Source organism: Bradyrhizobium sp. ISRA436, from assembly GCF_029910015.1.
Classification (GTDB): Bacteria; Pseudomonadota; Alphaproteobacteria; order Rhizobiales; family Xanthobacteraceae; genus Bradyrhizobium.
This window is the reverse complement of sequence record NZ_CP094519.1, coordinates 6,829,717-6,842,507: the sequence shown is the minus strand read 5'-3', so window position 1 is coordinate 6,842,507 and position 12,791 is coordinate 6,829,717. Positions and strand designations below refer to the sequence as shown.

Here is a 12,791-nt window from a genome sequence, read left to right as displayed (position 1 = left end):
TCTCCTTCGATGGTGCCGGATCATTCGGCTGTCCGGACTATCGAAGGTTTGCAGCGCCCGATCGATTACCTCTGACGTCATGCTGCGCGCTACGGTGCGATCTTCAGCACCGCTTTCATGTTGGGATGGTAGCGGCAGTAGTAGTCCACTGTGCCGGCCTTCTTCAGCACCAGGGTCGCGGACTGCTTCGGCGCAAGCGTCACGTCGAAGTTGCCGTTCCTGGCGGTCGCAGTGTGGGCGAAGACGTCCTTATTGACCCATTCGACGGTGTCGCCGACCTTGGCCGAGACCTCGGCCGGCGAAATCTCGAGGTTCTCCATCACGATCTGGATGGTGGCTGCATGCGCCGGGACGGCCATCGCGCCGAGCGTGAGCAGAGCAAGCATTGCGAGATGGCGTCCCGACGACATGAGAGCGTCTCCCTATTTCAGGTTGGACGCGACGTGCTCGGCATGCTGCTCGTGGCCCTGGAAGATCTTCAGGCCGGTCTGCAGCAGATTCTTCAGCTCGGGATTGCTGGCTGACGGAATCAACTGCGTCTCCAGCGCCGTATTGACGGTCTTGTGATAGGCGACCTCGTTGTCGATGTAGGCCTTGTCGTAAGCGGCGCCTTTCAGCTTCGCGAGCTCGGCGAGCTTGTCGGCCGCCTGCTTCGACAGCGCCTTGCTGGTGTCGTTGTCTTCGGGGGTGACCTTCAGCTTCTTGACGAGATCCAGCGCCTGCTTGTTGACCGCCTCATGGTCGCGCACCATGTCCTTGGCGAAGGCCTTGACCTCCTTGTTGGATGCTTTCGATTCCGCCTGCTTGGCGGCTTTGATGTCGATCACGCCGGCCGTATAGGCGATGTGCGCGATCTGTGGATCGGTGAGTTTTGCATTCTGGGCGAATGCAGCGCTGCCCAACAGGCTAAGCGCTGCGACCGCGATGCTCAATCGAACCAACATAGTATGACACTCCTGTTGCGCGGGCATGGCCCGTCGGGGGGTTGTTTGCACAGGAGTTGGATGGTGCTGGCGCGCGGAGGTTCCCAAGAATTTATGCTGTGTAGCCGAGCCGTCTCAGCACGGTGTCCGTCAACCGCTCGCAGCGCCGACCGGCGAAGGGGAAGGCCTCCATCACCACCGGACCGATCCTCCGCTCGACATTGTCGCGCAGCATGGTTCGGGCCCGGTGCAGGCGCGTTTTTACCGTCTCCGGCTTGAGGCTGAGAATTGCGGCGGTTTCCTCGATCGTCATGCCCTCGATCACGCGGGTGATGAAGACGAGGCGGAATGCTTCGGGCAATTCATCTATGGCATGTTCGACCACATGCTGGATTTCGCGCTGGGCCATGGATTTTTCCGGATCGTCAACTGACGACAGGGGGAACTGGATGATTTGGGCCTCGAGGGCGGCTTGTGGCAGGTCGGACCACTCCACGCTGGCCGACTTGCGGCGCACCCGGCCGAGCGCTTCGTTGATCGCGATCCGCGACAGCCAGGTCGACAGGCTGGAGTCGCCGCGGAACTGGTCGAGATGGGTGAAGGCGCGGACGTAGGTGTCCTGCACGACGTCCTCGGCCTCGCCGTCATTGCGCAGGATGCCGCGCGCCAGCCGGAACAGGCGGCGATTGTTCGCCTGCATAATGGCGCGCACCGCGGCCTCGTCCCGCGCGAGTGCGCGCTGCACCAATCCTGCATCTCCTGCGGCGATCGGGGTGGTGGTCATTACCTGGGCCTGGCGCATGACGGCTCTCACTCTCACGGTTGACGTACATTCGATGCCGGCTGAGCAGATAGGTTCCCGAAAAAACTGCCGTTTCGGAAAGGCAAAGCATCCGGACAGGGTCTATGGCCTGATATAGGCCTCGGGATCGCCGCGCGCGTGGGCTTCCATCGCGTCGAGGAAGCAGCGCACCTTGGCGGGGACAAATTGCCGCGCCGGCAGCAGCGCGTGCACGTTCAGCGGCTCGCAAGCATGGTCCGGCAGCAGCCGCCGCAACTGGCCGGCCGCGACCGCCGCGCGGGTGTAGCTCGCAGTCACCCGCAGCACGCCGTGGCCGGCGAGCGCCGCCTGCAGCCGGACATGGGCGTTTGAGCTGGTGAGGCGCGCGCGATCGACCGCGAGATGCTCGACCGCCCCGCCAGGGGCGGTGATCGCCCACGGCGGATCGCTCGGGCCGGTCAGCAACGGGAGTTTCTTCAGCTCCTCGAGCGTGCGCGGCTCGCCGAATTTCTCCAGCAACACCGGCGCCGCGAACAGGCCGCGCTCGAGGGTGAACACGCGGCGGATCACGATGCCGGCCGACGGCAGCGGCGCCTCCAGCATGGCGAACACGATGTCGTAGTTCTCGGCGATCGGGTTGACGATGTCGTGCTCGACATCGATCCGGATCGCGAGCTCCGGGTAGCGGCTCATCACCGCGCAGGCGACCGGCCCCGCATGATGGGCGCCGAATTCGTAGGGCGCCTTGATACGCAGGGTGCCTGCGACCGCGCTGCTCATCGCCAGCGCCTCGTTGTGAGTGTCGTGCAGCGCAGCGAACAGCGGGCGCACTTTGCGATAGATGGTCTCGCCGACGTCGGTCAGCCGCAGGTGCCGCGTGGTGCGCTCAATCAGCCGCAGCCCGAGATTGGCTTCCAGTCGCTGCACCGCAGCACTCAGGCTCGATTTGGGATGCCCGAGCACGCGCGCGGCGGCTGTGAAGCCGCCGTGCTCGACAACTTCGCAAAACAGCTCCCAGTCGCGCCACTCCATGGTTGGATTGTCCATCCACCGGTACAGTGTGTCCAGCTAAATCGGATTATCCTGACCATCGGGATCACCTAACCTCGCTGCAACGAATATTGCACCGGGAGGGTGATTTGACTGATCACGACGGAATCTTCCTGCGCAACGCCTGGTATGTGGCGGCGCTTAACCAGGAGCTGATCGACGGCAAGAAGCTGGCGCGCACCATCCTGGAGCGGCCGATCGTGCTCTATCGCGGATCGAGCGGAAAGGTGGTCGCGCTCGACGACCGGTGCTGCCACCGCGCCGCGCCGCTCTCGATGGGGCGGGTCGAGGGCGATGACATCAGGTGCATGTATCACGGCATGAAGTTCGCAGCCGACGGCAAATGCATCCAGATTCCCGGCCAGGACGTCATTCCCGCCAAGCTCGGCGTGCGCAGCTATCCGGTGGTCGAGCGCTACAACATGATCTTCATCTGGACCGGGGATCCCGAGAAGGCCGATCCGAAACTGATCCTCGATTATCCGCCGCTCGAAGATCCGAAATGGCGGGGATTGCCGGGCTATATGCACTACAAGGCCAACTGGCTGTTGATCGTCGATAATCTCAGCGACTTCGCCCATCTCGCCTTCGTGCACACCAATACGCTCGGCGGTTCCGAGGAATATGCTTACAAAACCAAGCCGGTGGCGATCGAGAAGCTCGACGACGGTTTCCGCGTCGAGCGCTGGCACATGGGCGCCGAGCCGCCGCCGTATCACAGGAAGGTCATCGCGAACAAAACCGACGCGGTCGACCGCCGCAATATCGGCCGCATGCTTATTCCCGGCATCTTCACGCTGGACACCACATTTGCGCCAGCAGGGCAGGGGGTGGAGAAGGGCGTTCAGGTTCCGGGGACGCGGCAATACCGCAATGCGCAGTTCATGACGCCGGAGACCCGCTCGAGCACTCACTTCTTCTGGAACTACCTGCACGACTTCGACATCGACAACCCTAACATCGCGCTCTCCCTGCGGCATTCCCTCGAGGAGGGCTTCAACGAGGATAAGGACTTCATCGAGGCGCAGCAGAAGGTGCTCGATGCGGACCCGAACCATCAGCTCCTTGCCATCGGTGCGGATGCGCCGCTGACCTATTTCCGCTGGCTGTTCGCACGGAAGCTCGAGGCGGAACGAGGCGCTGCGCAAGCGGCATAGCCGCTTTCACTGCTGGGTCGCACTGCCATGCCGGGATCGCGAGATCGTGACGTCCCGGCGTGGCTGCCGCGCCAGCGGGATTGGCGTAGACTGATGGATCTGAATTCGTCGGATCTTGATCGGGGTCGAGGTTGCGACCCGTGCGGGCCGAACCATCCCGCCGGCGATCGATCGGTGAATGAACTTGATCGAAAAGGTGAGCCCACCGGAACGGAGTCCGAGCGTCGACCCGACGCAGCACGTTTGGTTATGGCCGTTTGAAGCCACACGATTGGTGCTGGACTCATACTGGCAATGGTACGCCAGGCGCGCGCCCGGAGGAGCGCCTGACGAGGCGCCGCTGCCCTGGACCACGTCCAACACGGTCGCGCTGCAATTGCCGTCGATGCGCCTGCTGGACTTCTCGAGTGCGGTCGAAGGCCAGCCGTTGCTGGTGTGCGCGCCCTATGCGCTGCACCGAGCGCTGATCGCCGATCTCGCACCCGGCCACAGCCTGATGGAGGCGCTGCAGAAGGCGGGCGTTGCGCGTCTCTATCTCACCGACTGGCGCTCCGCTACAGCGGAGATGCGCTATTTCTCGATCGACACCTATCTGTCTGATCTCAATGTGGCCGTCGATGCGGTCGGGCCGCCGGTCGACCTTGCAGGCCTCTGTCAGGGCGGCTGGCTGGCGTTGCTTTATGCGGCGCGCTTCCCCGGCAAGGTACGGCGGCTCGTGCTTGCAGGCAGCCCGATCGATGTCTCGGCGCCGTCGCAGCTTTCGAGAATGGCAGCCTCGCTTCCGCAACAGGGCTTCGAGGCGCTGGTGCATCGGGGAGACGGCATCGTCAGTGGCAAGCACATGCTGCAATTCTGGAGCATCCCCTTCGGCTTGCATGATGTGGAGGCCGCGCTGCAGCGGCAGCTCGACGACAAATCGGAGGATGCAAGGGCGCTGCTCGATCGTTTCGCGCGCTGGAATTGCGAGGTGCTCGATCTGCCGGGCACCTACTACCTCGAAGTCACCGACTGGATCTTTCGCCAGAACCGCATCGCCGAAGGAAGTTTTGTCGCGCTCGGCCGCAAGGTCGATCCTGCCGCGGTCAAGCTGCCGGTCTTCTTGCTCGCCGCGGAGAACGACATCGTTGTCCCGCGCGACCAGGCGTTGGCGACAAGGCGGTTGTTGGGCACGCCACCCGCGTGGTTGGAATGCGAGACCGAGGCAGGTGGTCATCTCGGCCTGTTCATGGGCAGCAAGGCGTTGACGAATTCGTGGCGCCGGATCGTGCGCTGGCTTCAGTCCGACCTCGGCGATGCCTCGGGCGAGCGGCCGCGGATCAGCGCCTGAGCTGCGCATGAAAAATGCCCCGAATTGCAGTCCTGCAATCCGGGGCATCAGACATCTGTCGCGGTTGACGTGTTGCGTCTACTTCGCGGCGACCGCCATGATCTCGACATTGTATTGCGGGGCCGCGAGCTTGGCCTCGACGGTGGCGCGGGCCGGCGTGTTGCCCGGCGAGACCCAGGCGTCCCACACCGCGTTCATCTCGGGGAACGTCTTCATGTCGGTGATGTAGATCGTCGCGCTGAGGAGCTTCGACTTGTCGGTGCCGGCCTTGGCCAGGTGACCGTCGATGATCGAGAGGATGTCCTTGGTCTGGTCGGTGACGCTGCCGCCGGCGGCCTTGCCGGCGACGACGCCGGCGAGATAGACGGTGTTGCCGTGCACGACGGCCTGGCTCATGCGCGGGCCGGTTTCGAAACGCTGAATGCTCATTTGGGTCTCCACTTGAATGGCGGCAGTTTTCTATAGCGTTTTCGGGCGACGCGGCTACCGGTCCGCGTGAAGAAAACGCGTCAAGACAGGAAGGCTAGAGGTTGGGTTCTGATTTGCTCAGAACCGAACCTCTAGCGCGCCGGCGCGTCCGCCGCCACTGCGCGATTTGCAAGCCGCTTCACGGAAATCGCCTGGAGAAGGGGCGGATCGTCCCGACGCCGTCGGGCCGCGCGTCCCCACCATTCATCCAATGGCCCTTGCCGCCGCGCGGCCCGCATTGCGGCCCGAGAACAGGCAGCCGCCGAGGAAGGTGCCTTCCAGCGAGCGATAGCCGTGCATGCCGCCGCCGCCGAAGCCGGCGGCCTCGCCCGCCGCATAGAGCCCGCGGATGATCTGGTGGTCATGCCCGAACACGCGCGAGTCGAGATCGGTCTCGAAGCCGCCGAGCGTCTTGCGGGTCAGGATGTTGAGCTTCACCGCGATCAGCGGGCCGTGTTCGGGATCGAGGATGCGGTGCGGCCTCGCGGTGCGGATCAATTTGTCGCCGATATAGCGGCGCGCATTGTGCAGGTTCATCACCTGCGCGTCCTTCACGAAGGGATTGGCGATCTCGCGATCGCGCGCCTCGATCTGGGCCTTGATGGGGGCGAGCTTCAACAGGTCGTTGCCGGCGAGCGCGTTCATGGCGTCGACGAGGTCGGCGAGGTTGTCACGCACGATGAAGTCGGCGCCATGCTGCTTGAACGCTTCCACCGGCGCCGGCGCGCCCTTGTTGGTGGCGCGCTTGATCGTCATGCGCCAGCTCTTGCCCGTGAGATCGGGGTTCTGCTCCGAGCCGGAGAGCGCGAACTCCTTCTTGATGATGCTCTGGGTCAGGATGAACCACGAATAGTCGTGGCCGGTGCTCATGATGTAGTGCAGTTGCCCGAGCGTGTCGGAGCCCGGGAACAGCGGCGCCGGCAGCCGCTTGCCTGTGGCGTCGAACCACAGCGATGACGGCCCCGGCAGAATACGGATGCCGTGGCGCGGCCAGATCGGGTTCCAGTTCTGGATGCCCTCGACATAGTGCCACATCCGGTCGCGGTTGATCACCCGTCCACCAGCGGCTTCCGTGATGCCGATCATGCGGCCGTCGACATGTTCAGGCACGCCGGAAATCATGAACCTCGGCGGCTCGCCGAGCCGCTTCGGCCAGTTCTGCCGCACCAGAGCATGATCGCCGCCGATGCCCCCGGAGGCGACGATCACGGCCTGTGCGCGAAGCGAGAACTCGCCGATCACCGTCCGCGAGGAACTCTTGCCGCGTTCGATAGTGGTCGGTTCCAGGATCGCGCCGCTGACGCCATCGATGACGCCATTGGTGACGCTCAGCGCATCGACACGGTGGCGGAACCTGAAAATCAGCCGTCCGTTCTTCGCCGCCTCGCGTGCCCGCCGCGCGAACGGCTCGACGAGGCCAGGGCCGGTGCCCCAGGTGACGTGAAATCGCGGAACCGAGTTGCCGTGGCCCATCGCGTCATAGCCGCCGCGCTCGGCCCAGCCGACGATCGGGAAGATGCGATGGCCCATCGCGCGCAACCAGTCGCGCTTCTCGCCCGCGGCGAAGGCGACATAGGCCTCGGCCCATTTGCGCGGCCAGTGATCTTCATCACGATCGAAGCCTGCGGTGCCCAACCAGTCCTGTAGCGCAAGGTCGAGGGAATCCTTGATGCCGAGCCGTCGTTGCTCCGGCGAATCAACCAGGAACAATCCGCCGAACGACCAGAACGCCTGTCCGCCGAGGCTTTGTTCCCCCTCCTGATCGAGCACGATCACGCGCTTGCCGGCATCGGCGATCTCGGTTGCGGCGACGAGGCCGGCGAGCCCCGTGCCAACCACGATCACATCTGAATCGTCAGCCATTCCAGCCCTCCCCCAGCCCTGCCGTGATTCAAGACCGCCTCATTGCGCGCGGTCAACGTCAAACGGCCCTTGCCTGTGGCGGCGAGGCACCAAGCGGTTGCGGCAAGTTGTTCCAGTTTGGGACCTTGCAGTCTTCGACTGCAGCGTGCGCGCAACACCCAATTTGAATTTGATTTGAGGGGCCGCGCTCGTCTGGACAAAAATCCGGTCTCGCAACACGCTCACGCCCATCTTGCATCACAAGACAAGCAGATTCGGTTTCGACTGGGGCAGGCCAATGAAGTTGATGACGGGGTTGCTCGCTGCGGTTCTGCTGCTGGCGGGGATGGGGGCGTCGCATGCGGTGGTCAGGATCGCCGATGATCGTGGCGGACGGATCGGAACCTATGTCGACAGATATCAAAACCTGCGCTCATCGGGCGAGACCGTAATCATCGATGGGCTTTGCGCTTCGGCCTGCACCATCGTGCTCGGCGCCGTTCCCCACGACCGCATTTGCGTCACCTCGCACGCCAGCCTCGGCTTCCATGCCGCCTGGGACTTCGGCGCCAATGGCCGCGCCGTCACCAATCCCGAAGCAACCCATATGCTGTATTCAATGTACCCGCGCGCGGTGCGCAAATGGATCGCGGCGCGCGGTGGCCTGACGCCGCGCATGATCTTCCTGCGCGGCAAACAGCTGCAGGCGCTCTACAAGCCCTGCTATCTCGACGCCCAGGTGTCGGCGGGCAGGCCGTTCTCGCACTGAGTCGTCGGCGGTTTGGTTGGTCCTCGTCCCGTCACCGCCACGAGGTGGACTGGGATGATGGGCTGAGAGCCGGGGCGTTCCCTCGGCGGGCGCAGCCTCCGCATGACGTGATCACGCCTGCACCCATCGTGCTTGCCGGCCGGCGGAGCTCGGCTTATCTGAAATATATGGTTCAGCCGATCTTCGCCCAGCCCCGTGATATCGCCGCCCCGGCGCAGGGCCGGGTGGCGTCCGTGATCCTATGGGGCGCGGCCAGTGTCGGCGGATTGGCCCTGCTTGCCGCTGCCGTGCTCTGGTTCCATTACGGGACTGCGGTGTTCTTCGAAATGATCACCGCCGGCATCTCCGCCTGCTTCTGATAGGGGACGTATCGCCATCATGCCTCGGACCACCCGCCCGCTGGTGATCTTCGCCGCCTTCGCCGCCAGTCTGGCTGTCGGCCTTGCGCTCATGCTGTGGGCGGTCGGCGGCTTGCGCACCGTCGCCGCGCCGACCGCGATCGGCGGCCCGTTCCAGCTCACCGACCAGTCCGGCCGGACCGTCACCGACAAGGACCTCAAGGGCAAGCCGACGCTGATTTTCTTCGGCTTCACCCATTGCCCTGACGTCTGCCCGACGTCGCTATTCGAGATGTCGGAGGTGCTGAAGGCGATGGGCAAGGATGCCGACCGCGTGAATGCTTATTTCGTTTCGGTCGATCCCGAGCGCGACACCGCCGCCGCGATGAAGGATTACCTCTCGAGCTTCGATCCGCACCTGAAGGGTCTCACCGGCGATCCCGCGGCGATTGCCAAGGTGCTGTCGGAATATCGCGTCTACGCCAAGAAGGTGCCACTCAAGGATGGCGACTACACGATGGATCACACCGCGCTGATCTATCTGATGGATCGCGACGGCAATTTCGTCTCGCCGTTCAACCTGAAACGGACACCCGACGAAGCGGCGGCCGATCTGAAACGGTATCTCTAAGCCCCTCGCTGGGCACGCCCCGTGCGAGCAGCCGGCCTTCGCTTGTCGCGTCATGCCGTAATTCCGGTTCAGAATTAACCCAATCGGCGCTCGCTTCGGGCGCCGGATGGTCTATAAGCCCATCCAATTTCTTTTAAATTGCCTGTTATGCCCGATCAGTCTGTCCAGTCCGTTGCCGTCTCGTCTCGCCCCGCCGTCCGGCTGGCCGGGTGGGTGGTCGGGGCTGCGCTGCTGGGTCTGACCGGGCCGGCGACCGCTCAGACGCCGCTGGCGCAAACGGCGCCCGCGCAGACCCCATCCGCCAAGCCGGCTCCGGCGCCGGCGCCCCCCACGCCCGCCGCCCCGGCACCAACGGCGCAGGCCCCGACGCCGAAGACCGCAACCCAGGCCGCGCCGCAGGCGGTGCCCGGCTTCTGGGACCCGCGGCGGCGGCCGGATCGGCCAGACCTGTCGCGCCTCACCGTGATCCGCTTCCTGACCGAGACCGATTACCCGCCATTCAACTTCACCGGCCCCGACGGCAATCCGGCCGGCTTCAACGTCGATCTGGCCCGCTCGCTCTGCGACGAGATCAAGGTCACCTGCACCATCCAGATGCGCCGCTTCGAGACCCTGATCGATGCGCTCGCGACCAATCGCGGCGACGCCATCGTTGCCTCGATGGCGGTGACGCCGCAGCTTCGCACCAGGGTCGATTTCACCGATCCCTATTACCGCGCACCGGCGCGTTTCGTGTCGCGCCGCGATAACGTGATGGCGGAAATCCGTCCCGAATATCTCGAGGGCAAGAAGGTCGGCGTCATCGCCGGGACCTCGCACGAGGCCTATCTCAAGGCGATGTTCACCGACGCCGAGATCCATTCCTATCCCAATGACGACGCGCTGCGTGCCGCGCTGCGCCGCGGCGAGGTTGACTTCATCTTCGGCGACGCGATCTCGCTGGCATTCTGGATCAACGGCACCGACTCAGCGGAATGCTGCGTCTTCTCCGGCGGTCCTTTCGTCGAGAGCCGCTATTTCGGCGAGGGCATCGGCATTGCCGTGCGCAAGGGCAATGACCTGCTCCGGCAGTCGCTGAACTGGGCGCTGTTCCGGATCTGGGAGAAAGGCCGCTTCACCGATCTGTGGCTGCGCTATTTCTCGATCAGCCCGTTCTGACGCGGAGGTCTTCACCTCGCCCCGCTTGCGGGAGAGGTCGGAATTCAAGCGCAGCTTGAATTCCGGGTGAGGGGGGCCATCCGCGATTCCGTCTGCTGCAGCCGATGCGGATCGAGCCCCTCGCCAACGCTCTCCCCGCAAGAGCGGGGCGAGTGAGGTAAGCGCCGGTGGCGCGTTTTGCAATTTGCCGCGAAAGCGTTAGTTTTGCGGCCTTTTTTGGAGAGAGCCTGAAGAAATGTCCGTGATTGATCTTGCCGCCAGCCTGAGCGACCTGCGTGCGCTCGCCGAACAATCCAACGCCTGGCCGTTCGAGCAGGCGAAAGCGATCGTGGCGCGGCTGAAGAAAAATCCGAAGGACGAGGTGCTGTTCGAGACCGGCTACGGCCCGTCGGGCCTGCCGCACATCGGCACCTTCGGCGAGGTCGCACGCACCTCGATGGTGCGCCACGCCTTCCGCGTACTCACCGAGGACAAGATCAAGACGCGCCTGCTCGCCTTCTCCGACGACATGGACGGCCTGCGCAAGGTGCCCGACAACGTGCCGAACAAGGAGCTGCTGGAGAAGCATCTCGGCAAGCCGCTCACCAAGGTGCCGGATCCGTTCGGTACCCATCCGAGCTTCGGCCAGCACAACAACGCGCGGCTGCGCGCCTTCCTCGATCAGTTCGGCTTCGATTACGAATTCGCCAGCTCGACCGAGTATTACACCTCCGGCCGGTTCGACGCCGCGCTGCTGCGCATGCTGGAGCGGATCGAGAAGGTGATGGCGATCATGCTGCCGTCGTTGCGTGAGGAGCGCGCAGCGAGCTATTCGCCGTTCCTGCCGATCTGTCCGCGCACGGGCCATGTGCTCTACGTGCCGGTGACGGCGCATGACGCCAAGGCCGGCACGATTTCCTACGAAGATCCCGAGACCAAGGAAAGCGTCACCGTCCCCGTCACCGGCGGTCGCTGCAAGCTGCAGTGGAAGCCGGATTGGGCGATGCGCTGGTACGCGCTCGGCGTCGACTATGAAATGGCCGGCAAGGATTTGATCGACTCGGTCAAGCTGTCGGGCAAGATCTGCGCCGCGCTCGGCGGCACGCCGCCCGAGGGCTTCAACTACGAGCTGTTCCTCGACGAGAAGGGCCAGAAGATATCGAAGTCGAAGGGCAACGGGCTGACCATCGACGAGTGGCTGCGCTATGCCTCGCCGGAATCGCTGTCGCTGTTCATGTATCGCGAGCCGAAGGCCGCGAAGCGGCTGTTCTTCGACGTCATTCCGCGCAACGTCGACGACTATCAGCAGTTCCTTGACGGCTTCCCCAGGCAGGAAGCGCGTCAGCAGCTGCAGAACCCGGTCTGGCACATTCACGCGGGGAAGCCGCCGCAGGCCGACATGCCCGTCACCTTCCAGCTCCTGCTGACGCTGGTGTCGTCGTCGAATGCGGAAAACGCCGAGACGTTGTGGGGCTTCATCGGCCGCTACCGGCCGGGCGTGACGCCGCAGAGCCACCCGAAGCTCGATGCGATGGTCGGCTATGCCATCAACTACTATCGCGACTTCGTGGCGCCGACCAAGCAGTTCCGTGAGCCCACCGAGAGTGAACGCGCCGCGTTGCAGGATTTGCGCGATGCGCTCGCCAATATGGCTCCGGACGCGACCGCGGAGGACATCCAGAACGTGGTCTACGAGATCGGCCGCCGCGAGCCGTTCCTCGACCTGAACAAGAAGGGCAGGGACGGCCGCCCCGGCGTCTCGCTCGACTGGTTCAACATGCTCTACCAGGTCCTGCTCGGCCAGGAGAAGGGCCCGCGCTTCGGCTCCTTCGTCGCGGTGTATGGCGTGACGAACGCGGTCAACATGATCGACGGCGCGCTGGCGCGGTCGTCGTAGTTTTCGGGCTGGGCGCAGTTCTCCCTCGTCCCGCTCTTGTGGGGTCGAGACGGGCGAAGCTCGCTCTTGGAGGGTTAGGGTGAGGAGCTCTTTCCGCAAAGACGGTGAGAGACAGACGTGCGGAAGCTCCCCCTCACCCGGATCGCATTCCGCTCTGCTGTATGCGCTCCGGCCTCTCCCCGCAAGCGGGGCGAGGCTAGCCGGGACCGGCTGCAGCGCAATCCGGGAATCTTGCAAGCGGTCTCAGTTGTCCCGGATTGCGCGGAGCCATCGGGCGCGCATTCGCGCTGCCCGTTGGCTCCATCCGGGCTTCTGTAACGGGCCTTGGTTAGTCAATCCCTTTTTGCGTGGTCCACTTGCCGGGCACTTGCTTCTGTACGGGATCGGCGCAGTGGCCGTCGCCTGATGGGGTGCATTGAGGAGCCGGCCGGCCAATCTACGGAAGCGTGGTTGTGAACCGACTTCCCGGAT

13 protein-coding genes are annotated in these 12,791 nt (G+C 64.2%); 7 read left to right on the top strand and 6 right to left on the bottom strand.

Annotated features, from left to right (window positions below):
* Window positions 1-89: 89 nt before the first annotated feature.
* The 4 genes from MTX23_RS31800 to MTX23_RS31785 all read right to left on the bottom strand — a co-directional run bounded on the left by MTX23_RS31800 (window position 90) and on the right by MTX23_RS31785 (window position 2,751).
* Window positions 90-410 (bottom strand): cupredoxin family copper-binding protein, encoded by a 321-nt coding sequence (locus tag MTX23_RS31800; RefSeq protein ID WP_280974035.1) that lies wholly within the window; start codon window positions 408-410, stop codon window positions 90-92.
* Window positions 411-422: 12 nt separating this feature from the next.
* Window positions 423-944: a DUF4142 domain-containing protein gene (locus tag MTX23_RS31795; protein ID WP_280974034.1), complete on the bottom strand. Its 522-nt coding sequence runs from the start codon at window positions 942-944 to the stop codon at window positions 423-425.
* A gap of 91 nt (window positions 945-1,035) precedes the next feature.
* Window positions 1,036-1,725, bottom strand: coding sequence for an RNA polymerase sigma factor (locus tag MTX23_RS31790; RefSeq protein WP_280974033.1), 690 nt, complete (start codon window positions 1,723-1,725; stop codon window positions 1,036-1,038).
* Between the two features lie 102 nt (window positions 1,726-1,827).
* Window positions 1,828-2,751: a LysR family transcriptional regulator gene (locus MTX23_RS31785; protein WP_280974032.1), complete on the bottom strand. Its 924-nt coding sequence runs from the start codon at window positions 2,749-2,751 to the stop codon at window positions 1,828-1,830.
* A gap of 92 nt (window positions 2,752-2,843) precedes the next feature.
* Between MTX23_RS31785 and MTX23_RS31780 the strand changes: the two genes are divergently transcribed.
* Together MTX23_RS31780 and MTX23_RS31775 are read left to right on the top strand one after the other, a co-directional pair.
* A complete protein-coding gene (locus MTX23_RS31780; RefSeq protein ID WP_280974031.1) occupies window positions 2,844-3,911 on the top strand; it encodes an aromatic ring-hydroxylating dioxygenase subunit alpha in 1,068 nt (355 codons plus the stop codon).
* Between the two features lie 178 nt (window positions 3,912-4,089).
* Window positions 4,090-5,238: an alpha/beta fold hydrolase gene (locus MTX23_RS31775; RefSeq protein ID WP_280974030.1), complete on the top strand. Its 1,149-nt coding sequence runs from the start codon at window positions 4,090-4,092 to the stop codon at window positions 5,236-5,238.
* Between the two features lie 78 nt (window positions 5,239-5,316).
* Here MTX23_RS31775 and MTX23_RS31770 read toward each other — a convergent pair whose 3' ends face one another.
* Entirely contained in the window at window positions 5,317-5,667 is a 351-nt protein-coding gene (locus tag MTX23_RS31770; protein WP_280974029.1) for a RidA family protein, read from the bottom strand.
* Between the two features lie 243 nt (window positions 5,668-5,910).
* The gene (locus MTX23_RS31765) at window positions 5,911-7,569 is read right to left on the bottom strand and encodes an FAD-binding dehydrogenase (RefSeq protein ID WP_280974028.1); all 1,659 of its coding nucleotides are present in this window, start codon (window positions 7,567-7,569) and stop codon (window positions 5,911-5,913) included.
* A gap of 277 nt (window positions 7,570-7,846) precedes the next feature.
* Here MTX23_RS31765 and MTX23_RS31760 point away from each other — a divergent pair, with 277 nt between their 5' ends.
* The 5 genes from MTX23_RS31760 (at window position 7,847) to MTX23_RS31740 (ending at window position 12,320) form a co-directional block, all read left to right on the top strand.
* The gene (locus MTX23_RS31760) at window positions 7,847-8,317 is read left to right on the top strand and encodes a hypothetical protein (RefSeq protein ID WP_280974027.1); all 471 of its coding nucleotides are present in this window, start codon (window positions 7,847-7,849) and stop codon (window positions 8,315-8,317) included.
* Between the two features lie 107 nt (window positions 8,318-8,424).
* The gene (locus MTX23_RS31755; RefSeq protein WP_348637539.1) at window positions 8,425-8,676 is read left to right on the top strand and encodes a hypothetical protein; all 252 of its coding nucleotides are present in this window, start codon (window positions 8,425-8,427) and stop codon (window positions 8,674-8,676) included.
* A gap of 19 nt (window positions 8,677-8,695) precedes the next feature.
* Complete coding sequence (locus MTX23_RS31750; protein ID WP_280974026.1) at window positions 8,696-9,286, top strand: SCO family protein; 591 nt, start codon at window positions 8,696-8,698, stop codon at window positions 9,284-9,286.
* A 147-nt stretch (window positions 9,287-9,433) separates the two neighbouring features.
* Window positions 9,434-10,444: a transporter substrate-binding domain-containing protein gene (locus tag MTX23_RS31745; protein WP_280974025.1), complete on the top strand. Its 1,011-nt coding sequence runs from the start codon at window positions 9,434-9,436 to the stop codon at window positions 10,442-10,444.
* Window positions 10,445-10,679: 235 nt separating this feature from the next.
* Window positions 10,680-12,320 carry a lysine--tRNA ligase gene (locus MTX23_RS31740; protein ID WP_280974024.1) on the top strand — a complete coding sequence of 547 codons (1,641 nt, stop codon included), beginning with the start codon at window positions 10,680-10,682 and terminating at the stop codon, window positions 12,318-12,320.
* Window positions 12,321-12,791 lie beyond the last annotated feature (471 nt).